Annotated in this window: 23 protein-coding genes and 2 tRNA genes; 18 read left to right on the forward strand and 7 right to left on the reverse strand. The window is 64.6% G+C overall.

What is annotated here, in order from left to right:
• Positions 1 to 27: 27 nt before the first annotated feature.
• Positions 28 to 1527, reverse strand: a complete 1500-nt coding sequence (locus tag VLT15_07585) for an SDR family oxidoreductase (protein HSR45076.1) — start codon at positions 1525 to 1527, stop codon at positions 28 to 30.
• Positions 1528 to 1567: 40 nt separating this feature from the next.
• Positions 1568 to 2053: a DUF427 domain-containing protein gene (locus tag VLT15_07590; GenBank protein ID HSR45077.1), complete on the reverse strand. Its 486-nt coding sequence runs from the start codon at positions 2051 to 2053 to the stop codon at positions 1568 to 1570.
• A 178-nt stretch (positions 2054 to 2231) separates the two neighbouring features.
• Between VLT15_07590 and VLT15_07595 the strand changes: the two genes are divergently transcribed.
• The 4 genes from VLT15_07595 (at position 2232) to rsmI (ending at position 6517) form a co-directional block, all read left to right on the forward strand.
• Positions 2232 to 2825: a hypothetical protein gene (locus VLT15_07595; GenBank protein ID HSR45078.1), complete on the forward strand. Its 594-nt coding sequence runs from the start codon at positions 2232 to 2234 to the stop codon at positions 2823 to 2825.
• Positions 2826 to 2875: 50 nt separating this feature from the next.
• Complete coding sequence (locus tag VLT15_07600) at positions 2876 to 4273, forward strand: NAD(P)/FAD-dependent oxidoreductase (protein HSR45079.1); 1398 nt, start codon at positions 2876 to 2878, stop codon at positions 4271 to 4273.
• A 115-nt stretch (positions 4274 to 4388) separates the two neighbouring features.
• Complete coding sequence (locus tag VLT15_07605) at positions 4389 to 5678, forward strand: hypothetical protein (GenBank protein ID HSR45080.1); 1290 nt, start codon at positions 4389 to 4391, stop codon at positions 5676 to 5678.
• Positions 5675 to 6517 carry a 16S rRNA (cytidine(1402)-2'-O)-methyltransferase gene (gene rsmI / locus VLT15_07610; GenBank protein ID HSR45081.1) on the forward strand — a complete coding sequence of 281 codons (843 nt, stop codon included), beginning with the start codon at positions 5675 to 5677 and terminating at the stop codon, positions 6515 to 6517. The genes VLT15_07605 and rsmI overlap by 4 nt, the downstream gene beginning before the upstream one ends.
• A gap of 22 nt (positions 6518 to 6539) precedes the next feature.
• On the opposite strand, the gene VLT15_07615 is transcribed toward rsmI, so the two are convergent.
• Positions 6540 to 6773, reverse strand: coding sequence for an AbrB/MazE/SpoVT family DNA-binding domain-containing protein (locus VLT15_07615; protein HSR45082.1), 234 nt, complete (start codon positions 6771 to 6773; stop codon positions 6540 to 6542).
• Positions 6774 to 6900: 127 nt separating this feature from the next.
• Here VLT15_07615 and VLT15_07620 point away from each other — a divergent pair, with 127 nt between their 5' ends.
• The 7 genes from VLT15_07620 to VLT15_07650 all read left to right on the forward strand — a co-directional run bounded on the left by VLT15_07620 (position 6901) and on the right by VLT15_07650 (position 12262).
• On the forward strand, positions 6901 to 7653 hold the full coding sequence (locus VLT15_07620) for a TatD family hydrolase (protein HSR45083.1): 753 nt from the start codon (positions 6901 to 6903) through the stop codon (positions 7651 to 7653).
• On the forward strand, positions 7650 to 8462 hold the full coding sequence (rsmA, locus tag VLT15_07625; protein ID HSR45084.1) for a 16S rRNA (adenine(1518)-N(6)/adenine(1519)-N(6))-dimethyltransferase RsmA: 813 nt from the start codon (positions 7650 to 7652) through the stop codon (positions 8460 to 8462). Before VLT15_07620 ends, rsmA begins: the two co-directional genes overlap by 4 nt.
• On the forward strand, positions 8459 to 9298 hold the full coding sequence (locus tag VLT15_07630) for a hypothetical protein (protein HSR45085.1): 840 nt from the start codon (positions 8459 to 8461) through the stop codon (positions 9296 to 9298). The genes rsmA and VLT15_07630 overlap by 4 nt, the downstream gene beginning before the upstream one ends.
• A 38-nt stretch (positions 9299 to 9336) precedes the next feature.
• Positions 9337 to 9408, forward strand: a tRNA-Gln gene (locus VLT15_07635).
• A gap of 19 nt (positions 9409 to 9427) precedes the next feature.
• Positions 9428 to 10819, forward strand: a complete 1392-nt coding sequence (glmU, locus tag VLT15_07640) for a bifunctional UDP-N-acetylglucosamine diphosphorylase/glucosamine-1-phosphate N-acetyltransferase GlmU (GenBank protein HSR45086.1) — start codon at positions 9428 to 9430, stop codon at positions 10817 to 10819.
• Position 10820: 1 nt separating this feature from the next.
• Positions 10821 to 11792 (forward strand): ribose-phosphate diphosphokinase, encoded by a 972-nt coding sequence (locus VLT15_07645; GenBank protein HSR45087.1) that lies wholly within the window; start codon positions 10821 to 10823, stop codon positions 11790 to 11792.
• Between the two features lie 65 nt (positions 11793 to 11857).
• Positions 11858 to 12262: a YjbQ family protein gene (locus VLT15_07650; protein HSR45088.1), complete on the forward strand. Its 405-nt coding sequence runs from the start codon at positions 11858 to 11860 to the stop codon at positions 12260 to 12262.
• Here the strand turns inward: VLT15_07650 and VLT15_07655 are convergent.
• Positions 12243 to 13073: a hypothetical protein gene (locus VLT15_07655; GenBank protein ID HSR45089.1), complete on the reverse strand. Its 831-nt coding sequence runs from the start codon at positions 13071 to 13073 to the stop codon at positions 12243 to 12245. The two genes, VLT15_07650 and VLT15_07655, sit on opposite strands and share 20 nt — an antisense overlap.
• Positions 13070 to 13840, reverse strand: coding sequence for a LysM domain-containing protein (locus tag VLT15_07660; GenBank protein HSR45090.1), 771 nt, complete (start codon positions 13838 to 13840; stop codon positions 13070 to 13072). Before VLT15_07660 ends, VLT15_07655 begins: the two co-directional genes overlap by 4 nt.
• Positions 13841 to 13948: 108 nt before the next feature.
• On the opposite strand from VLT15_07660, the gene VLT15_07665 reads away from it, so the two are divergent.
• From VLT15_07665 to VLT15_07680, 4 genes are read left to right on the forward strand one after another with little or no spacing between them, the layout of a single operon-like run.
• On the forward strand, positions 13949 to 14227 hold the full coding sequence (locus tag VLT15_07665; GenBank protein ID HSR45091.1) for a hypothetical protein: 279 nt from the start codon (positions 13949 to 13951) through the stop codon (positions 14225 to 14227).
• On the forward strand, positions 14227 to 14517 hold the full coding sequence (locus VLT15_07670) for a hypothetical protein (protein HSR45092.1): 291 nt from the start codon (positions 14227 to 14229) through the stop codon (positions 14515 to 14517). Before VLT15_07665 ends, VLT15_07670 begins: the two co-directional genes overlap by 1 nt.
• Positions 14507 to 18472, forward strand: a complete 3966-nt coding sequence (locus VLT15_07675) for an FtsK/SpoIIIE domain-containing protein (GenBank protein HSR45093.1) — start codon at positions 14507 to 14509, stop codon at positions 18470 to 18472. The genes VLT15_07670 and VLT15_07675 overlap by 11 nt, the downstream gene beginning before the upstream one ends.
• Before the next feature lie 44 nt (positions 18473 to 18516).
• Positions 18517 to 18744 carry a DUF3107 domain-containing protein gene (locus tag VLT15_07680; GenBank protein HSR45094.1) on the forward strand — a complete coding sequence of 76 codons (228 nt, stop codon included), beginning with the start codon at positions 18517 to 18519 and terminating at the stop codon, positions 18742 to 18744.
• A gap of 176 nt (positions 18745 to 18920) precedes the next feature.
• Here the strand turns inward: VLT15_07680 and VLT15_07685 are convergent, their stop codons facing one another.
• A complete protein-coding gene (locus tag VLT15_07685) occupies positions 18921 to 19181 on the reverse strand; it encodes a WhiB family transcriptional regulator (GenBank protein ID HSR45095.1) in 261 nt (86 codons plus the stop codon).
• Positions 19182 to 19296: 115 nt separating this feature from the next.
• Between VLT15_07685 and VLT15_07690 the strand changes: the two genes are divergently transcribed.
• Together VLT15_07690 and VLT15_07695 are read left to right on the forward strand one after the other, a co-directional pair.
• Positions 19297 to 20007, forward strand: coding sequence for a glycerophosphodiester phosphodiesterase (locus VLT15_07690; protein ID HSR45096.1), 711 nt, complete (start codon positions 19297 to 19299; stop codon positions 20005 to 20007).
• Positions 20004 to 20459 (forward strand): GatB/YqeY domain-containing protein, encoded by a 456-nt coding sequence (locus VLT15_07695; protein HSR45097.1) that lies wholly within the window; start codon positions 20004 to 20006, stop codon positions 20457 to 20459. The genes VLT15_07690 and VLT15_07695 overlap by 4 nt, the downstream gene beginning before the upstream one ends.
• Before the next feature lie 170 nt (positions 20460 to 20629).
• On the opposite strand, the gene VLT15_07700 is transcribed toward VLT15_07695, so the two are convergent.
• Positions 20630 to 21415: a Ku protein gene (locus VLT15_07700; GenBank protein ID HSR45098.1), complete on the reverse strand. Its 786-nt coding sequence runs from the start codon at positions 21413 to 21415 to the stop codon at positions 20630 to 20632.
• 94 nt (positions 21416 to 21509) lie between these two features.
• On the opposite strand from VLT15_07700, the gene VLT15_07705 reads away from it, so the two are divergent.
• Positions 21510 to 21581 (forward strand) — tRNA-Arg (locus tag VLT15_07705).
• The last annotated feature ends 320 nt before the right edge of the window (positions 21582 to 21901 follow it).

Raw genomic sequence — 21901 nt, forward strand, 5'->3', positions numbered from 1 at the left:
TTTCTAGCGCAGTTGGAGATGTTGTGGCTAGTGGCCGGCTCGCTCACTCCGGGCCGACCCCTCGAGTACCAGCGGGGGGAGAGTGGACCGACGGGACTCGGCCGCTCCGGTGATCCCCCGAGCCATCCGCGCGAAGATGATCTCGTGGAGTGGGGTGAGGGCAAGCCAGTAGAGGCGGGCCAGCAGTCCGCGGGGGTAGAAAGACGCTCTCTGGCGCAGACGGCTCCCGTTTTCATGCGGCTCTGCTTCGAACTCCAGCCAGGCTTCGCCCGGGAGCTTCATTTCTGCGTGGAGTTGGAGGAAACGACCCGGTTCGATCGAGGAAACTCGCCAGAAGTCCACGGCCTCCCCAACCCGCAGGTCTTCCGGGTGCCTTCTCCCTCTGCGCAAACCGACTCCACCGACGAGGGTGTCCACGATCCCTCGCAACGTCCAGGCCCAATCCGCGTAGTAGTAGCCGACCTCGCCACCGATCCGGCTGAACGCCCAGAAGAGGTCGTCGGTCGACGCAGGTGTCTCGACGGTACGTTCGTCGTGTTTGACGGTGGCGCCGGCCCATTCCGGATCGGTGGGTAGGGGCTCGGCAGGGGAGGCGGCGGCATCGGACCAGCGTGTAGTTATCTGAGAAACTTCAGAAGTGTGGAGAGCCAACCGAACGGATTCCCGGTAGCCGGTCAAACCGCCGGTCTTGGACTCGGCGACCGTGTTGTCCGTCACTATTACCTCGTTCTTCAGGCTCTCGACGAGCGGCTTCGCCACCCCGGCCGGTATTGGCGTGACGAGGCCGATCCAATGCTTGGAGAGCCACGGACTGAGGACCGGCACCGGGAGAATCACGCGCCGCGGCAGGCCGGCGACCTCCGCGTAGCCTCGCATCATTTCCTCGTAGGTCAGTTGGTCCGGTCCGCCGATCTCCCACACATGGGACTCGCCTCCGGGCTCCTCGACGGCTTCCACGAGAATCTTGAGGACGTCGGCGATGGAGATCGGTTGGCAGCGGGTGCGCACCCATCGCGGGGTGATCATGACGGGAAGGACCTCGGTGAGGTGTCTCAGCATCTCGAACGACACGGACCCCGAACCGATGATGACGGCCGCACGCAGCTCGGTTACGGGCGTGGATCCGGCGGCGAGGGTACGTCCAACCTCCTGGCGGCTGTTGAGGTGCTTGGACAGCCGGTCGCCTTCGCCTAGACCACCCAGATACACGATCCGCCTGAGTTGTGCGGCAGCGGCGGATTCTGCGAAGTTCTCGGCTGCTATCCGGTCACGCTCGTCGAAGTCGGCCTGCTCCCCACCCATCGAGTGGATCAGATAGAAAGCAGCATCGCATCCATCCATGGCCGTCTCGAGGCTCGGTCGATCGAACGCGTCGGCACCGACGACTTCCACTTCGTCGATCCACGGTTGGCCGGCGAGTTTCGCAGGGTTTCGAGTCATGCAACGGACCGAGTGGCCACCGGCGAGTAATGCCGGTACCAATCTCCCACCTATGTAGCCGGATGCTCCGGTGACCAGGATCTTCAAGAGTCTGCCCTTCCTAGATTGAGTTGAGGGATGGTTTCCATCACCATCCGCGTGTACCTTCGCCGCCTTTGAACGGACCCACGACGTCGTCGGTGATCCAGCCGCCGTAGAACTCCCCGGGCTGCGGCTCGGCGCGTTCTTCGCCCAGGTAGCAGGCGTCCATGCGGCCGGGGTAGAACGACACGTGATCGGCGATCATTTCGTAGCCGCGACTCGGTTGCGGGTAGCTCCATGCTGCGGCCGGCGCGGTGACTTCGCCGGCTCGAACGTCCCAGTAATGGGCTGCGCCTTTCCACTCGCATACGGTGCGCCGCGGATTCCGCACCAGTACCCCGGGGGAAACGTCTTCGATCGGCACGTAGATGTTCGGCGGATGGCTGGTTTCGAGAACCCGGAGTGCGCGAGAACTCTCGGCGATGGCCTCGCCGTTGAAGACGACCTTCACGAGGCGCGTTTCTGCCTCGACCCGCGGAGGCCTCGGGTAATCCCACACCGATTCCCGGCCGGCTCCCGGCTCCCGGCTCATCATGACCGGCGCTCGTGCAGGACTGCTCCAACCGTGGTCGTCATCGTCTTGGGGCGGTTGGCGGTCATGTCGGTAGCTCTCTGTGAGAACCCGCCGGATGGCGGAGCGATGTTCATGTCATCTCTTCTACGCTGCCGGGGCCGTGCACGGATGACGTCATCTCCCTAGATTGAGGCGCATGGATGACAGACTCCGGCTCAAGGCAGCTCAACTGGGCCGGATGCGGGGCATGACCCGCTACTACCACGAGCGGTTCTTCTCAGACGTGCGCTTCGCCGCAGCAACGATGCCGGCGCTCTTCATCCTGGGGTGGTGGGCGGTCGAGGAGGCTTTTCTACTGGTTCCGGTGGTGGCCCTCTTCGGAGCGACGATGACGGCCTTCGATGCTTCCTACCTGCTCTTCGCCCGTCATTACGCGGCCCGGCTGGAAGCCGACCTGAACGCTGCTCTGGGCGAGGGTACGCTTCTGGCGGCCCGGATCGAGGACACCTATCTGTTTCCTCTCAACGACCGCAAGATTGTCGTGGCGGCGCTGGGCGGCGGATTCACCTGGTTCGGGTTCATGACGCTCTTCATCACCGCACTGGGAGTGGCGGGCTTCTCGTTCGGGCTGGCCCTAGGTCTGCCCGTCCTCGGCGATCATGGTCCCGGATGGGTCGTCGCCTACCTCGCCTCCCTGGGTCTCCTGGCGGCCTGTGCACTCGGGACCGGCGTTTGGTGGTTCGTCGGTGGTGAAGGCGAGCGGCGCCTCAGTTCTGTTCTCGAAACTTGACGGGGGTCGGTGGCCGTTGATCGAATCCGCCCAGGCTCGACCCTCACGCAGTGGCTGATTACCACGCCGTCGTAGTGGGTGCCGGACCGAACGGTCTGGCGGCGGCCGCCTATCTGACTCGGGCCGGGAAGCGTGTCCTGGTAGTGGAGCAGGCAGACGAAATCGGGGGCGGCACGCGGACCGCGGAACTCACTCTGCCCGGATTCCTCCACGACATCTGTTCGGCGATACATCCTCTGGGTATTGCCTCTCCGTTCTTTCGGGAGATCGGACTCGACGTCGAGTGGATTCAGCCTGATGTGCCCGTCTCGCATCCGTTGGATGGAGGGCGCGGAGCAGGACTGTTCCGCTCGCTCGAGGAGAGCGCGGCGCGTTTCGGGGGAGACGCAGCACACTATCGGAAGGTCGTCGGGCCGCTGGTCGAGAGTGCCGACCACCTCGTCGATCAGTTTCTCGGACCGCTGCGGGTCCCGCGCCACCCGGGGTCCTTCGCACGCCTGGCATCGCGCGGTGTCCTGCCCGCTTCGAGGATCATCGGTGGTTTCGCCACCGATGAGGCGCGAGCCGTACTGGCCGGTATGGCCGCTCACGCCATCGCGCCGCTGAGTTCGCCCTTCACGGGGGGAGTGGCGCTGCTCTTCGCGCTAACGGCCCACGCCTACGGGTGGCCGATGGCGAGGGGCGGATCACAGCGAATCGCCGAAGCACTGGCCGCTATCGTCGTCGATGGTGGTGGATCGATCGAGACCGGCCATCGGGTTTCGTCTCTCGATGAGTTCGGTGGGACGAGCGTCTTCCTGCTCGACTTGATGCCTGAGGCGGCGTTGAATGTGGCCGGCGATCGAGTGGGTCCCCTGCTTGCACGCCGGTGGTCCGGCCGCAAAGCCGGGCCGGCGTCCTTCAAAGTGGATTGGGCCCTCGACGGGCCGATTCCGTGGTCCGATGAAGTCAGTCCGCGCGCCGGTACCGTCCATCTCGGGGGCACCTTCGAGGAAGTGATGGCTTCGGAAGGTGAAGTCCTGGCAGGCCGGCATCCCGAGCGGCCGTTCGTGCTCGTTGCCCAACACACCCTCTACGATCGGACGCGGGCACCGGAGGGCAAGCACACCGCCTGGGCCTACTGCCACGTCCCATCTGGATCCAACCGTGACATGACCCATTCCATCGAGTCTCAGGTCGAGCGATTCGCCCCCGGATTTCGCGACCAGATCCTGGCGCGCAGCACCCTCGATGCCGGCGGTCTCGAAGCCCACAATCCGAACTACCCGGCCGGGGATATTGCCGGTGGGGAGTTCGGTATGAAGAAGGTCCTTCAGTTCGGCACAGGGCGCCCCTACAAGTTGGGCAACGGTGTCTATCTATGCTCATCGGCTACGCCGCCCGGTGCCGGCGTGCACGGTATGTGTGGCGTTTTCGCGGCGAAGGCGGCGCTGGAAGCGATGGGCTGAGCTGCCGACGAGGAGCGGCGACCGGGCGGTGCCGCGTGGCCCGACGCGGCGCGGCCGGGTCCGTCGCCCACTCCAGGCGCAAACGACAGACCGTCCGTCTCGCTAACCTCCCGGCGTGCGTCCAATCCGGATCGGTTTTCTCCTTCTGACTCTCGTGGCTGCCGGCTGCAGCAGCAGCACAGCCCTCACCACATCGACCAGCACCACGACCACGACCGCCCGAGTTTCGACCACTACGACGCTGCCGGTGGATCCTCTGACGCTGCTCATCGAAGAGCTGACGACGGTCACTGAGACCGTGCGTCAACTCGACTTCCGCTCTCCGCCCGACCTGGTTTTCGTCACGGACGCCGAGCTCGCCGTCCGGGTGCGAGCGCTGATCGAGGACGAACTCGACCCCGTTGAAACCCGACGGGATGCGCTTCTGCTCGCTGCCCTGGGACTCATCGACCCCGGAACGGATCTGGCTACCCTATATACCGACCTCTACTCCGAGCAGGTTGTGGGTTTCTACGACGGGGAGTCCGGAGAGCTCGTCGTGCCGATCGGCGACGGAGAGTTATCGCAGTTGCAGCGGCTCACACTCGTTCATGAGCTGACCCATGCCCTCACCGATCAGCATTTCCGGTTTGCCGGCGAGATGATCGAACTGGAAGACGGTCAACTATTCGAACGTCTTACCGCCCTGAGCGCGGTGGCAGAAGGCGACGCCAAGCTGACTGAGGCCCTGTACATGAAGACGCTGGCCCGGGATGCACAGCTGGAAATACTCCAGAGCTCCCTCGAGGTCGATTCGGACGTCTTCTACAGCACTCCTCGCTTCCTCCAGGAACTGCTGTTGTTCCCCTACACGGCCGGATTCGACTTCGTAACCGACGTCTGGGAGTCCGGCGGGTTCGAGGCGGTCAACGCTCTATACGTGGATTCACCGACCACGACCGAGCAGATCTTCCACCCTGCCGACTTCATGGCCGGCGAGCAGCCGGTCGACGTCGAGCCGGGCGAGTTCGTTCCGGACGGCTACGACGTTGTCGAAACGTCCGTCTGGGGCCAGGCGGCCTTCCGCGCCATGTTCGGGCAGGCTCTGGATGACTCCGTTGCGACGGCCGCCGCAGTTGGATGGGGTGGTGACACGTATCGCCTGATGTGGAACGGTGAATCGGATATCGTGTTCGATCTGGTTTTCTCGGGGGATTCCTCCATAGACAACGAGGAAATGTTCGAAGCGCTGGACTCCTTCGTTCGGCGCCAGATCGACGGTGAGATCACCGGCCTGGACGACGGCTACGTCGAGGTGAGCGGCGAAGACTTCGCGGTCGTGGACGTGTCGGACGGCCTGATCCGCTTCATCCTGGCCACCGACCCGGCGGTCGGACGGCTCGTTGTGGACTCGGTGGCGCCATGAGCGGCGTCCTCATATTGTGCGCTACCCCCATCGGCAACTTGTCGGACATGTCGCAGCGGCTGATCGAAACACTGCGGACCGCCGACGTCGTGTTCGCCGAGGACACTCGTCGTTCACGGATCTTGCTCGATGCCGCCGGTGCCTCCGTGCCGATGCGGTCCTACTTCGCAGGGAATGAGGAAGCCCGCCGGGACGAACTTGCCCGCCGGCTCGAGGGCGGCGAAACGGTGGCGCTGGTGACCGATGCCGGGATGCCCGCCATATCGGACCCGGGTCTGTCGGCGGTCCGGGTCGCCATCGAGGTCGGCGCCCGGGTCACCGCCGTTCCCGGCCCCAGTGCCGCCACGATGGCATTGGCGCTCAGCGGTTTCCCGTCTGACCGCTTCGCCTTCGAAGGCTTTCTGCCGCGCAAGGGCGCCGATCGGCGCAGGCGAATCGAGGCGCTGGCTTCGGAGGAACGAACGGTTGTCCTCTTCGTAGCGCCGACCAGGCTCGCCGCCGACCTGGCGGCCCTCGCCAAAGCTCTCGAACAAGCCCGTGAGGTGGCGGTCACCCGCGAACTGACCAAGCTTCACGAGGAAGTCTGGCGAGGCACCCTTGGAGAAGCCCTGGTCGAATGGACGGATCGCCGGGCCAGGGGAGAGTTCACGATCGTGATCGCCGGAGCCGAACCGGCGGTCCCATCCTTCGAAGATGCGGTTCAGAGAGCGAGAGACCTGATCGGCGGCGGAATGTCGAAGGCAGACGCGGCCCGCCGCGCCGCCGAGGAATCTCGAGTAGCGAGACGTCCGATCTACGAGGAACTGCTCGAGAGAGATGATCCGCCGACCGGCGGTTGATGACCGGAGACGGCGGGCTTATCTAGCCGATTTCACCACGGCACGTTATACAGATGCCCTTTCCCTTGAATGCTCCAACGTCGTCCGTCGAGCCACAGAAGGTGCAGGTGGATTCGAGCTTCTTGATGACGATGCTGTCGCCTTCGACGGCAATTGTCAGGTAGTCGCCCTCACGGATCTTGAAGAGCCTCCGCGTTTCGGCCGGAATAACAATGCGGCCCAGGTCGTCGATCTTCCGGGTCATGCCTGTGTCCATGAGACCTCGCAGATGGAAATCGGTGGCCGCCACCCCTGAGCAACGGCCTTGCTGTCCCCCTCGTTGCAAGTGTAGCGATCTAACTGGTTGAGGTTTCCATGTGGTTTTCACCACTACCCTCACGTTGATGTCGCCCCGCTGGGTGGATACCCACTGTCACCTGCAGCTAAGTCCTCGCCCCGCAGAGGACCTGATCGACCGTGCCGCTCAGGTCGCATGGATGGTCGTCCCGGGCGTTGATGTCGAATCGACTGCCGCCGCTGCGCAACTCGCCGAACGGTATCCACAGCGGCTTCTGTTCACCGCCGGCCTGCATCCTCACGACGCCCGCAAGTGGCCCGAGCAGCGTGAGGAACTCACGGACTTCTTCGAGAAGGCCGCCGCCGTCGGGGAGATCGGCCTCGACTTCTACCGCAACCTTTCTTCGCGCGAATCTCAGATCGAGGCCTTTCGCGATCAGATTCGCGCCGGCCTCGACCTCGACAAGCCCCTGGTAGTCCATGTCCGGGACGCCTTCCGGGAGTCGTTCGAGATAATCGAGGAGATGGGGGCGGGGAGGCGGACCGTGCTCCACTGCTGGACGGGCGGACCCAAGTGGACCAAACGGTTCATGGAACTCGGGGTCATGTTCTCGTTCGCCGGTCCGATTGCCTTTGAAACAGGAGACACCGTCCGGCTGGCGGCCGCCGTCGTGCCACCGGGCCGTGCTCTGGTCGAAACCGACACCCCCTACTTGTCGCCTCCGCCCTTTCGTAACGAAGACAACGAACCCGGCCGGGTGGCTCTGGTCGGCGAGGCGCTCGCCGGAGTGTGGGGAATGGATGCAGATGAAGTCGCGGAAATCACATCAGAGAACGCGACAAAAGTATTTCGATCATGACGGAGCCACAGGGCCGGCGCGAAATGCGAGATCTGCTCGAGAAACATGGTCTCGTGCCCCGCAAGGCACTCGGTCAGCATTTCCTTTCCGACCCGAACATAGTGCGCCGGATCGTTCGCCTGAGCGGTGTCGACGAGACGTCGAACGTACTCGAGATCGGCGCCGGGACCGGGACGCTCACCCGCGGTCTGGCGGCCACCGGTGCCCGGGTGATCGCCTATGAGCTGGACCGTCACCTGGAGCCTTTGCTCGAAGACACGGTGGGTGACCTTTCCAACGTCGAGATCAGAATCCAGGACGCATCGGAGATTCGACCGGAAGAGTTCGATGGTGACTGGACCCTGGTTGCCAATCTTCCATATCACGTCGGCACGCCACTCCTCCTCGATCTCTTGCGGTTCGCGCCGGGGATTCGCAGTTTCGTCGTCATGGTCCAGCGTGAAGTGGCGGATCGGTTCACCGCCAAGCCCGGCAGCAAGCAGTTCGGTTTGCCGACGGTGGTCATCGACCTGCACGCCGAGATCAAGTTCGGTTTCGCCGTCGCACCCCAGGTCTTCTTCCCGCCTCCGCAGGTCGCCTCGGCGGTGATGACGCTGAAGCGAAGGGCCGAGGTCTCGGAGTTTGCCGAGTCCGCGACGAGGCTCGCCGCAGTGGGTTTCTCGCAGCGGCGCAAGATGCTCAGATCATCGCTCAAAGGAGCCCTGGATGATCCGGTGGCCGCCTGCGCAGCGGCGGGAATTGATTCAACATTGCGAGCCGAGTCGTTGACCACGGCCGACTGGCTGGCGCTGGCCGGGGTCGGCTCATGAAGATCGAAACACCCGCCAAAGTGAACCTCTCGCTCCGCGTTCGGCGTCGCGATGAGAGCGGCTATCACCCGCTCCTGTCGATCGTGCAGGCCATCGAGCCGTTCGACACGCTCTACTTCGACGTCGTCGACGAGGATCGCCTCACCATCGAAGGTATCCGCCTGCCGGTCGAAGAAGACAACCTCATCTGGAGAGCGGTTCGCGCTGCTGTGCCGGAACGAAACCGGGGCCTGGATGTGAGGTTGATCAAGGAGATCCCAACTGCAGCCGGGCTCGGGGGAGGAAGCTCGGACGCAGCCGGCACGCTTCTCGCGGTCGAGGCGCTGTTCGGGCTCGAACATCAGCCGGCGACCGCCGCCGGAATCGGAGCGGACGTGCCGTTCTTCCGGACGGGGGGTCTTGCCCGGATGGAAGGGTACGGCGAGATCATCTCCCCGCTGGCTGCAGCGGCGGGATACCACCTGGCCCTCGTCGTTCCTCCCTTCGATCTGTCGACCCCGGCCGTGTACGGCGCCTGGGATCGTCTCGAGAACCCCAGCGGCTACGAGGTTGGCGGCTCGGCGCTGCCTCCGGCGCTCCGCCATCTCGGGCCTTTCGTCAACGATCTCTATCCGGCCGCCCTATCGTTGGTGCCGCAACTCGACGACTGGCGATCCGAGCTGGCGGCCCGCTGGAGCCGGCCCGTCCTCATGTCCGGAAGCGGCCCCTCGCTCTTTGCCTTCTTCGAGAACGCTGAGGAGGCGATCGAGGGCGTCGATATCGTCCCCGCCGGCAGCAGGTTCGCCCGCGCGGTCGCTCCCGTGGCGCACGGAGCCCGTCTGCTGAACGACGGGTAACATGGCGGCGCCGAAGGCCGCCTTGGCGGCACTGCCCATGGGGGGTGGTGTAACTGGCAGCACGACGGGTTTTGGTCCCGTTAGTACGGGTTCGATTCCTGTCCCCCCAGCGAAAAGGAGGATGCGCGAATGGGCTTGAGGGTGGCGATTCTGGCTGCCGGTCAGGGCACCCGGATGAAGTCGAGTCTTCCCAAAGTCATGCACCGGGTTGCCGGTCGCACGATGGTGGGTTGGGTCCTCGAGGCCGTTCGGGGAATCGGTGCGGATCGGGTGACGGTCGTCACCGCACCCGCCGCCGATGACTTGCGGGCCGACCTCCCGGCGGGCGTCACCAGCTGCATTCAAGAGGAGCAACTGGGTACTGGCCATGCCGCGCAGATAGCCATCGATCACCTCGGAAACCGGGAGGGCGACGCCGTTCTGGTGCTGCCCGGAGACACTCCGCTTTTGCAGGCCGATACGCTGCGCCGGCTCATAGAAGCCCACGAGGAGGATTCGCCGGCTCTCACGATGTTGACTACCCGGCTCGCCGATCCGTCCGGATATGGACGCGTGCTGCGGGACGCGGCAGGGACGGTGACCGGCATCGTCGAACACCGCGACGGCACTCCCGAGCAGCTGGCCGTCGACGAAGTCAACGCGGGCATCTACGTGTTCGACGGAACACACCTGGCCGACGCCCTCGGCAGGATCGATCGTGACAACGCTCAGAGCGAGTACTACCTGCCCGACGTCGTCGCCTTGTTCGTTGCCGAAGGGCTTCCGGTACGGGCCGTCGAAGCCGGCGAAGAGGAAGTCTCCGGCGTCAACAGTCAGCAGCAGCTGGCCGAGGTCTCCCGCGCAATGCGCAGGCGAATCAACGAGTACTGGATGGGTCGGGGAGTTTGGATGGCCGATCCCGACCAGGTCTTCATCGAAGCGGACGTGCAACTGAGCGCCGGAGTGCGGTTGTATCCCGGTGTTCATCTCGAGGGTGCCACCGAGGTGGCAGAGGACGCGCAAATAGGCCCGGACAGCTACATAGTGGACGGCAAGATCGGGAGCGGGGCTCACATCTGGTACGCGGTCGTTCGCCAGGCTGAAATCGGCGAAGCCGCCGAAGTCGGACCCTACGTGTCCCTTCGACCCGGAACGGTGCTGGGGCCTCGATCCAAAGCCGGCACGTTCGTCGAAATGAAGAATGCCGTCATCGGCGAAAAGTCGAAGGTTCCCCATCTCGCCTACATGGGCGATGTCGAGGTTGGCGTGGGCGCCAACGTGGGCGCCGGCACGATCACCGTGAACTACGACGGATACGAGAAGCACCGCACCATCATCAAAGACGGCGCCCGGATCGGGTCCGATACGATGCTGATCGCACCCGTCACTATCGGAGAGGGTGCCTATACGGGCGCAGGTTCGGTGATCAGCCGGGATGTGACGGACGGCGCTCTGGCCGTCGAGCGCTCGCAGCAGAAGGAGATCCCGGGCTACGCTGCTCGCCGGGAAGCAAAACAGCGTCGCAGGCAGGAGGAGAGCTGACATGGAGGTCGTCAGCCGAAAACGGCTCATGCTGTTTACCGGAAGTGCCAACCTCTCGCTGGCGGACGAGGTTGCGGATCTACTCGGCGTTCGTCTGGGCGGACTCGAACGGTCGGTATTCGCCAACGGCGAGATCTACGTCCGGCCCACGGACAGCGTGCGCGGTACCGACTGCTTCGTTCTGCAGAGCCACAGCGATCCGATCAACTTCCACATCATGGAACAGTTGATCGCCATCGACGCTTTGAAGAGGGCGTCCGCCCGCCGTATCACCGCCGTCGTCCCCTACTTCCCCTACTCCCGGCAGGACAAGAAGGTCATGCCCCGTGAGGCGATTGCCGCCCGCTTGATGGGCGACATGTTCATGACGGCGGGAGCAGACCGCATCGCCTCGGTAGACCTGCACACCGGACAGGTGCAGGGTTTCATCCACAAACCTTTCGACCATCTCACCGCGCTCCCGGTATTCACCGACTACCTGCGTGATCGCCTCAAGGGACCCACGACCGTCGTGTCGCCCGACGCCGGTGGTGTGAAGCGGGCTGAGAAGTATGCGCGCCAGCTCGACGCCTACGTGGCGTTCATTCACAAGCGGCGTGAGGTCGACGTCCACAACGAGTCCGAAGCGCTCGCGGTGATCGGCAAGGTGGAAGGCCGCCACGCGATCATCGTCGACGACATCATCGACACGGCAGGTACCGCGGTCAACGCCGTCAAACTGTTGAAGGAGAAGGGTGCGCTGAGCGTGACCATCGCCGCGACTCACGGAATACTCTCGGGTCCGGCGGTCGAGCGAATCAGGAACAGCGAAATCGAGGAACTGGTCGTAAGCAACACCATTCCCGCCCCACCCGGTGCCGAGTTGCTCGGCAACGTGCGTGTCTTGTCGATCGCGCCGCTTCTGGCTGAGGCGATTCAAGCCATCTTCATGGAGAGTTCCGTCTCGCAGATCTTCCTGGGCGACAATCTCTGAGTCTGCAACAGGGCCTGAGCCGTTCCATTTCTGCCGGTCCAGCCAGCGACCGTTAGTGTCGGGCCATGGATTCCGAAGTCTTCACCATCCAGACCGGCGGCCGGCGCGGCGTCTACGACATCACCCGGGAAGTAGCCGGATTCACGTCCGGCCGCGGTGACGGGCTCGTCTCTGTGTTCGTACCGCATGCGACGGCGGGTGTTGCCATCTTCGAGACCGGTGCTGGAAGCGACGGCGACGTGATGGATACCGTCGACGCGCTGTTTCCTCGCGATGGCCGGTGGCGTCACCGCCACGGTTCTCACGGACACGGCGCCGATCACGTCCTCCCGGCATTCATCGCTCCCGGCATCACGGTCCCCGTCCTGGGCGGCGTTCCGGCTCTCGGCACGTGGCAGTCGATCGTGCTCGTCGATCCGAATCAGGACAACCCTGAGCGGAAAGTCCGCCTCAGCTGGATTCAGGGCTGAAGTCGAGAACTCGCCATGAGCCTCCTTCGCTGGTGAGGGGAACGTCCAGCCGCAGCTCGTGTCCTGTGAACGTGGTGGCGACGACGCCGGCAGTCGCCAACCCGGCGTCGAGGTCGAGGCTGACGAGATGTGCCTCTGCGAATCCACCCGCCGGGGATGATCCGTTGATCGGTGCCGACTCCGTCAGGTACCAGTCGAGGTAGCCGGCCACAGTTGCGAGCATGACCTCGTCCGCCGGCAGGGACGCTTCTGATCGTGCCGGCACAGGCGACGCCACAGCCTGGGCCGACGGTGAGGGTAGGGCAACAGCCCGCAGCCCCGTTCCCGGTTCATCCACGATGCGGACCGCAAAGTGGAGCGCATCGGCCTTCGTGAATCCACCGGCCGACCGCGCCAGAACCTCGGCCCGAACCGTGACCTCCCAAGAGTTGTCCCGCACGCGCACGTCGCGCGCGGTGACGTGAGTCACGTAGAAGTTCCCCGACGCCATTCCGGTGAGGGTTGGCGCGTAGCCCAGGAAGGGACTCAGCGAATCCTCGGAGTCCTCACCGGCCGAGGAGAGGAACGTGAAGACGAAGTCCTCGGCGAATCCGGCTACCCCTACCGGTTCGATGTGTGGTCCGTCGCCCTCGACCAGGATCGTGGCTCCTGCTCCGATCAGCAGAGCGACGGCCGCCGCCGCTCCGGCCGAGACGGCGCGGCTCCTGCGACGTTTGGCGGTCACGGCGACCGGTGCAACGGGAAAATGTGCAGGGCCGGACTCGAGGGGAGGTTCGGTGAAGTCGGGGAGGGGAGATCGGGCACCGATCATGGCTCCACCACCGGAAGTGCGAGGACTTCCCCGGGGTAGATGAGGTCGGGGTCGCCCGACATCAGCCGGCCCCGGTTGGCCGCAATCAGATCGGTCCAGTAGGCGGCGATCTCTGAATCCGATGGAGACGCATCGGTGAGGCGGCTGAGGCGGTCCCGGGCAATCGACCACAGGTTCTCACCGGCGGCTACCTCGTGTGCGAAATCCGGTGGCCGGTCGAAAAGAAGATGAGTGGGAATAGCACTCGCCGTCTCGAGGCCGTGTTGGATCGGTTCTTGAGCCGGCGCTGCCGGGGCCGGGATCGACGCTCCCGGCGGAATGAAAGCGTCTCCGTCCAAGCCGACGAGAGGTTCCCCCGGCTGCTCGAATCCTGCAGGAGTGGGAATGTAGGTCTGCTCGACGGGTGGTGGTTGCTGTGCCATCGCCGGGGTGGGAATGACGAGGGTGCCGACCGAAAGGCCGACAGCCAGCGTCCCGTCCACTAGTCGGCGGATCGGTGGAAGGGTCAACCACCGGACCGCACCCAGAGCAGCCGGAATGTCGGCCAGCCGTGCAGCCAGATAGACGGCCGATGACAAGAGCAACCAGTAGGCCATGCCAAGGGCGACGAAACGCAGCCCCGAGGCAATCGCATCCTCCACCCGGGTCGCAGGCGACAGGAGATGGTGCCCGCGGACGCCGAAACCCGGCATTCCACCCAGGGCGTGCAGCGCACTGATGGCTGCGACCTCAAACAGCAGGAGAGCGGTGACTTTCCTTCGCATCATGGAGAAATGATATCGATACCTAAATAAGATTGTCAACCGTTGACAAACGTAAAATACTGCAATATGGTGCTGATGGGGCGCGAACGTGCCAGAAGAGGAGTGATACGTATGCCTGCATTCGTGGGTGGCAATCTCGAGCAACTAGCCACCTTGACCACCACCTTCGCCCGGGAGGGCGATCAAGTGCAGCGTCTGACCCGGTCCATCGACGCCAACCTCGGACAGACCCAGTGGACCGGCCTCGTCGCCGACGAGTTCAGGCGGCGCTGGAACGAGGAGTTTCAGCCGGTGCTGATGAACCTCCACGACGCGCTGCTCGAGGCTTCGCGAGTCGTTGCCGTTCGTCGCGACGCAATCGACCAGGCGACCAACCTCCATGGAGCTTGATGGAGACGGCGGCACATCTGGAACTGGTCGCAATGCGCTTGAGAGTCGAAGCGACCCGGCTCGATGGAGTGATCGTTCGGTATGTCGAGCCGGCGATGCGTTTGCTCCCGGAGGTCTGGGTCGGACCGGCGGCCGACCATCTCGAGAGGGAGTTGCTCGGCCATCGACGGCTGCTGCAAGCAGTGGTGAGCCGGCTCTGCGCCCGGGCCGGATCGCTCGAGTGGCAGGCTGCGGAACTTCGGGCCGCCGAGGCGGCCGGGGCACTCGGAGGTGTGTCTGGTGCGCTTTGAAGCGCCCGACGGCGGCATCTGCGACATCGAAATCCCTCCGGAAGCTCCGGTTGCAGAGCTCCGGAGGGCCGTCGCCGGTGAAGGAGATCTCTTCGTAGAGGGTGCCAAGGCCGACCTCGCCGACTCAGTCGGCACCCTGTGGGAAGGATCGCAACTGGGATCCGGCGGGTCCCCATCCTCCCCGGATGCCGTGGTCGAGGTGGTTGGGGTCGCCGGCATCGATGCCGGAGCCTGCTGGCGACTGGCGCCGGGCGGATACGAACTCCCCGGTCGAAGGGGCCCGTGGGTTTTCGTCGATTCGTCTGGGTCGGCCAGAGCCTGCCCGGACGGCGTGCCCCGGCCCCGCGCCGTCGAGCCGGGCGATTCGTTCGATGCCGGCGGAACCACTTGGCTGGTTCGGGCCGTTTCGATCCCGAAAGCGCGTCCCGACCCTGTGCGGGGCCGACGGTCGTTCAATCGGCCGCCGCGCAGCCTGCCGCCCGACCGGCAAGAGTTGATCGAATGTCCGGTCGCTCCGGAGGAGCCGATCGCCAGAGCGAGGATGGGCTGGGCCATGCTGGCGGGGCCGATTCTCGTCGGCGTGATCATGGCGTTCGTGTTCCGGCCGATCATGGCGGTCATCGCGTTGGCCGGGCCGGTGATGGTGGCGCTGTCGTGGATCGAGGATCGGGTTCGTCTTCGCCGATCCCGGCGCGAGAACGCTTCGATCTGGGCGGCTGAACTCGCCGCTTTCGACAGCAATCTGGGCGCGGCGGCAGAAGCGGAGTCCGCCCGGATGTCGCTACGCCACCCCGGGCTTGCCGAGGTCGTCCGCATTCCGATCGAGATGAGGTCCGTACTGTGGGAGCGACGGCCCCACCACCCGGACTATCTGCGAGTGTCGATCGGGTTGGGCCGGAGCCCGTGGAATGCACCGGTGCCTCGAGCACAGGGTGACTCGAATCCCGCGGTGGCTGCGGTCCTGGCGCGGCACGCCCGACTGCCCGTCGGTCCGGTCGAGCTGGACCTCGGTCCGGGCTCTGTCGTCGGGGTCTGCGGCGATCGTCCGGCGGCCGTCGCCATGGTCAGGGCCATACTGCTGCGACTCGCCGTTCATCACGGCCCTGCCGACATGCGAATTGCCGTGATCACGGATTCGGCGTCGGATTGGGAGTGGTGCGGGTGGCTCCCACATGCCAGGGTCGACGCCTTGTCCGGCCGGTGCCGACTGGGAGCAGACCCCACCGATGTCGAGACGGTGGCGGCCAGCCTTTCGCAGGGGGGTGATGAGAACCTGATCGTCGTCACGGACGCCGTTGGACTCGACCCGGCGATTCGGAACCGTGTCGTCGCGCTCGCCGAAGCCGGTCTGGTCTCGGGCGTCGTGGTCGAGCGATCGAGCGAGGATCTTCCCGGCGCTTGTCGGGCGGTCGTGTCTGTTACCGGCGGGTCGGGTGAGCTCAGGGTTCTCAGCGATTCGAGTTCCCCGATCGTCTTTGCCATCGACGGCGTGCAGCCGGACGTGGCAGCCGTTGCCGCGCGTCACCTATACGGCCTGGACGACCCCGAAGAAGGCGCCGCGGGCGCCGGACTTCCCGCCCAGGTCACTCTCGGCGCTCTCGTGAGCCGGGGTCCGGGTTTCGAGGATCTGCCTGCCGGGTGGACCAGCCCGCCTGACGGGTTGGTCGCAACGTTGGGAATGACCGCCAACGGTGCCTTGACAGTGGATCTGGTGGCCGACGGGCCCCACGGGCTCGTCGCCGGTACGACCGGATCGGGCAAGAGCGAGTTCCTGAGGTCATTGATCGGTGGACTAGCGGCTCGATACGGGCCCGACCGGGTCACCTTTGCGCTGATCGATTACAAGGGGGGTAGCGCGTTCGACTCGTGTCTCGGCCTGCCCCACGTCGTCGGGCTGGTCACCGACCTCGATCGGCAACTCGGCAGGCGGGCGTTGCACAGCATCAAGGCCGAGTTACGTCGTCGGGAGGAGACTCTTCGTGAGGTCGGAGCCGAAGACATCGACGGATACGCAACATTGGTGACCGGACGACCGCTGCCGCGCCTGGTCGTGGTGATCGACGAGTTCGCCGCGCTCGTCGCGGACATTCCGGAGTTTTCCCCGTCGCTCGCAGACATCTCTCAGCGGGGCCGATCGCTCGGCGTCCATCTCATCCTGGCGACACAGCGCCCGGCCGGCGTCGTCGGTGAAGCTGTCCGTGCCAACACCAATCTGCGGGTGGCGCTGCGAGTCCAGTCGGCGGCGGACTCAAGAGACGTCATCGACGATCCGGTCGCGGCGCAGCTCCCGCGCCGGTTCCCTGGGCGAGGCTTCCTGCGCCTCGGGCCGGGTGAGCTGGTTCCGTTCCAGGCGGCTCGCAGCTCCGCACCTGCCGACCCGGGGGACGGCCCGATTCCGCGGGCGCGGTCCGTCAGGTTTGGATGGGAACCCGTGCCACCCGAGCCGGATCGAGGAGCGTCCTCGGAGTCGTGCGATCTCGAGAGGTTGGCCGGCGCTGCATCGGCCGCCGTTGCCCGGTTCGGCTGGGCCCCGCCGCACCCGGTCTGGGCCCCGCCGCTTGCCGACACGGTCGACCTGGGTGAGGCCCGGGGAGCGGATCGCAATCTCATCGGAATGGTCGATGACCCTGATCGGCAGCGCATCGGTGAGCTCACCTGGAACCCTGCTGAGGGTGGGCTGCTTGCGTTCGGCGTCGACGGTTCCGGTGCTTCAGACGCAGTAATCGCCGCGGCATTCACCGCCGCGCTCGCCGCCACGCCGGACCGGCTCCATATATACGGTCTGGATGGAGGGGGAGGGGCTCTCGGAGAGATGGAAGACTGGCCACATGTCGGTGCGGTTGTCCGGATTGGAGATCGGGAACGGGCGATCCGGATGATTCGCCGGCTGCACGGCCAACTGGAAGGGCGCCGCCGGGGTTTCGAGCGGGAGCCCGAAGTGCTGGTGGTCGTCGACCGACTCGAGGCTGTGTTAGGTGCCTTTGACGGACCGGGCGACATGGAGATTCGAGAGGTTCTCGGCCGGGTGATCGTCGACGGCCCGACCTTCGGCCTGTTTCCGCTCCTCGCAACGGCGCGTCCGGGGGCGATGCCCTCTTCTCTCGCCTCATCCGTGGCCCAGCGGTTGTGCTTTCGCTTGGCGGATCCGTTCGAATATGCGGCGGTCGGCTTGGTCCCTCGTGAAGTCCCCGACCTCGGCCGGGGGCGCGGTTTCGACACGGCCGGACGCCTGATCCAGATCGGCCGGCCTTCTGCGGAAGGCCTACGCCGGCTGCTCGAAGCACGGCCTTCGGTCAACCCGCCCGCACCGATCGCGGTGCTGCCCGACCGAGTACCGGTGGAGGTGGTCTCACCCCTGGCTCGCGTCGCGGACGAGGGTCGGTTCGTCCCGATTGGAATCGGCGATCGGGACCTCCTTCCCGTCGGTTTTCGTCTGCATGCGGGTGATCATGCTCTGATCGCCGGACCTGCCCGCAGCGGGCGGACGACCACGCTCGTCTCTATTGCTCACACGGCTGCCGCAGGTGATCCGACGCTCGAGGTCATCGCGCTGGCCCGGCCCGGATCCGTGCTGGCCGAAGCAGCAGGGATCTGCTGCTCGTCTGTCGAAGAACTCATCGAGGTGGTGGGTGACAAATCCGGCGTGGCTCTGGTGCTGATCGACGACGCCGAACGGGTGGACCATCCGCGATTGAACGACGTGTTCGGGCTTCACCAGAGCCGGCTGCACGTGATCGCCGCCGGCAGGGCAGACGCCCTGCGGGGCCTCTATCAACACTGGACTCGGGATCTACGCCGATGCCGTCTCGGAGTGTCGCTCCGTCCGCAACCGGAGGTCGACGGAGAGCTGTGGCAGACACAGTTCCCCCGGCGCGGGCCGGTCTTTCATCAGCCGGGCCGTGGGTACCTGGTTTCCGGTGGAGGGATCGAGGTCGTGCAGGTCGCCGCATCCTGACCGGCGAGCGGTACGATGGTGTGTCCGGCAAACAAGGAGACGACGTGCGCGTCCGCATCGGCATCAGTGACAGCAGGGAGATCGAGCTCGAGGTCAAGGACGAGAACTCGTTCAGGGCTGAAGTCGAAGCCGCCTTCTCGCAAGAGTCGTCGCGGGTGCTCTGGGTCACCGACACGAAAGGCAGGGCGGTGGGAATCCCGGCGGACAAGATCGCCTATGTGGAGGTCGAGACCCAGGACAAACGGCAGAGCGTGGGTTTCTCAGCCGACTGAACACCGCTTTTCTCGTCAATACTGTTAACGCTGGGGAACCACAGCATTGCTGAGAAACTGCCTCCCGTTTTCTCGGCAATACTGATAACGCTGGGGAACCACAGCATTGCTGAGAAAAACCGAGCATATGAAAGGCCGGCGCATTGCGCCGGCCTTGCTGTTGAGCGTCGGGGTTGTCAGCTGGCCCGGCGGCGGCGTTCCGCCAACCAGCGCTTCCGCAAGCGACGGCGCTCGTCTTCTGCGTATCCGCCCCAAACGCCCGACTCCTGATTGGACTGGAGGGCGTACTGGAGGCAATCTTCCTGGACCGAGCAGGAACCGCAAATGATCTTCGCCGAGGCGATTTGTTCTAGTGCGTGGCCGGTCGTTCCAATTGGAAAGAACAGAGTTGGATCAGAATCGCGACACGAGGCGAGCTGGCGCCATTCGGTAGCAATGGTTTGAGTGAGCACAGGTAACTCCGGTTTGAAGGATTGTGAGGTTTTTCACAAGTAGCTTGGAAACTGTAACGTCTGGGCCGCTACTACACAAGGATAAATTTCCGAAATCCTGATGAATGAGAAACAGACCAAGAAAACTCAATTCGGCGCCCATCGCGGCCTTCGACTTTCTTATCCCGACAATACGCTGGAAGGCGTCACCGCGGCGGCTCTAGTCGCAGATTTCGTGGAACTCGACGTCCGCCGGACTGCCGACGGACGAATGATCCTCTCTCATGATCCCACTTTCGGAGAGGTTTTGGTGCACGAATCTCACTGGGAGGCTCTGCGCCTCATCGATCTCGGCGACGGTTGTCACCCCGCACTCCTCGATGAGGTTCTCGAAGCTCTGCCGGCGTTTCCGCTCGACATTGAGATCAAGAACTCGCCGTTGCAGCCGGGTTTTGACGCCGAAGGGGAGTTCGCCGTCTCCGTTGCCCGCCTGGCCCGACCGTTCGATGTGGTCACGTGCTTCTTCTGGCCGACGATGGATACCGTCAAGGCCGCCCTCCCGCACGTTAGAACCGGCTTGCTGGTCGACGAGGGAGGCTCCGTCGCCGATGCAATGGGCGCAGCCGTCGCCGGCCGGCATGAGGTGATCGCTCCCCACTTCAGTCTCCTCGCCGGAGCGGAAGGCCATCTGATTGAACTCGCCCACGATGCCGGACTCGAGGTCGTGACGTGGACCGTGAACGACTCTGCGATTGCCGGTCGGCTCGCTGCGGCAGGTATCGATGGCATCATCAGTGACGACCCGGTGCGGATTCAACAGGAGCAATCATGAGTATCGAGCACGAACTAGCCGAAGAATTGAAGGATGCGCTGCGTGCGGGCGACGCCCGGCGCAAGAACGTAATCCGCGCCGTTCAGACCGAGGCCTCCCGGGCCAAGAGTGCATCGGGATTCTCGGGCAAGACCGACGACGCCTTCTATCAGGCCGTCATCGGATCTTTCGTCAAGAAGATGGACAAGTCCAGGCAGGAGTATGCGGAGTTGGGTGAACGGGGCGAGCAGATGGCTGCCGGCCTCGCCTTCGAAGTCGACTACCTGGGCCGCTGGCTCCCGAAGACACTGGACGAAGCTGCAACAGCCGAGTTGGTCAGAGGTGCGATCGCCGAGCTCGGTGCGTCCGACCCGAAGGAGGCAGGCAGGGTCGTCGGCTTCATCATGAAGGCTCATCAGGGCGAGGTCGACGGCGGGCTGGTGAACCGTCTGGTTCGTTCCGAACTCGAGTGAGCCTTCCCTTCAACTAACCCATGCTCGCCGCTCCGCGGCGGGAACCGTTCTCGGATCCGAACTGGACGTTTGAGGTCAAATGGGACGGGGCGCGCGTCGGACTCGGCCGGGATGGTTCGAGCGTCACAGCACGGAGCCGCACTGGTAACGATCTGCTGTCGTCGTTCCGGTCAGGCGCTGGCCCGTTTCGCCTTCGTGGCTTCCACGCTGGCTCTGAGCGCCTCCAGCAAATCGACGACCTTGGTGGGTTCCGGCGCGTCGGGGGCGATGATCTCTTCACCATCGACCTTCCTCTGCGCCAGTTCTTCGATGGCTTCCCGCGTCTGGTCTTTCCATTCCTCTGGGTCGAAGTCCCTCGACAGGTTCTCGATGATCATGTTGGCCATCTGGACCTCTTCTTCCCTGACCTCGACTTCCTCTTCGAGCGTCTCGAATGTTGCTTCCCGGATCTCGTCCGGCCAGTACATGGTTTCGAGGACCAGAACGCCGTCGTTGGGCCGGACCGTCGCCATGTATTGCTTGTCCCGGAGGGCAACCTTGGCCAGGCCGATCTTTCCCGAGGCGGTCAGAGCTTCGAAAAGTATTCGGTAGGCCTTGACGCCGGTCTGCTCGGGAGCGAGGTAGTAGGAAGACTTGTAGAAGATGGGGTCGATGTCCGACTCGTCCACGAACTGGACGACATCGACGGCTCTGGCAGTTCCCTTGGCCGTCGCGGCCTGAAGTTCCTCGTCGGTGAAGACGACGTAGCGGCCCTTTTCGACTTCGAAGCCGCGAACGATCTCCTCCCAGGCGACTTCCCGGCCGTCGGACTCGGCGACACGACGATATCTGATCGGACTGCCGTCGGACTCCCGCAGCATCTTGAACTTCGGTGTCCGGTTCTCGGTGGCCGAATAGAGGCCGACGGGAATCGTGACGAGGCCAAAGGTGATGGCCCCCTTCCAGATCGATCGCATGGGTCGATTCTACGTCTGATTGGACTATCGGCCAGGGGTTCTTCGGCGATGGCCCGATCGGGCGACCGTCACCCGCTACTACAATCAGGGATTCGCCCTCGTAGCTCAGGGGATAGAGCACCGGCCTCCGGAGCCGGGTGCGCAGGTTCGAATCCTGCCGGGGGCGCTGCCATCTTCGGCCGCCCGTCCGGGTGGGCCGTGATTCCGCCCCGGACGTTCACGCACTCGGCGAGACGGTCAGGCCTGTTGCCGCGCCGGGTTTGTCGGTTCGGGACGGGCCGCCTCGACCAGATACCTGTTTCGTGTTCGATCTCGTGGCCTGTGCGAGCAGGCGGCGAGGTTCACGGCAACCGGCCGGCCGGCAACTGCTGTCTGGGCGGTGCACCGGTTGTCGTGGATCGGACAGGCATCGGACACCGTCAAACGTTCAGTTCCATTCGAAACGTTCAGTTGGCCGGCGAGTTGTTGTGAGGCGCCTCCGGGGAT

The sequence above is a fragment of the Acidimicrobiia bacterium genome, from assembly GCA_035471805.1.
GTDB lineage: Bacteria > Actinomycetota > Acidimicrobiia > Spongiisociales > JAHEDJ01 > JAHEDJ01.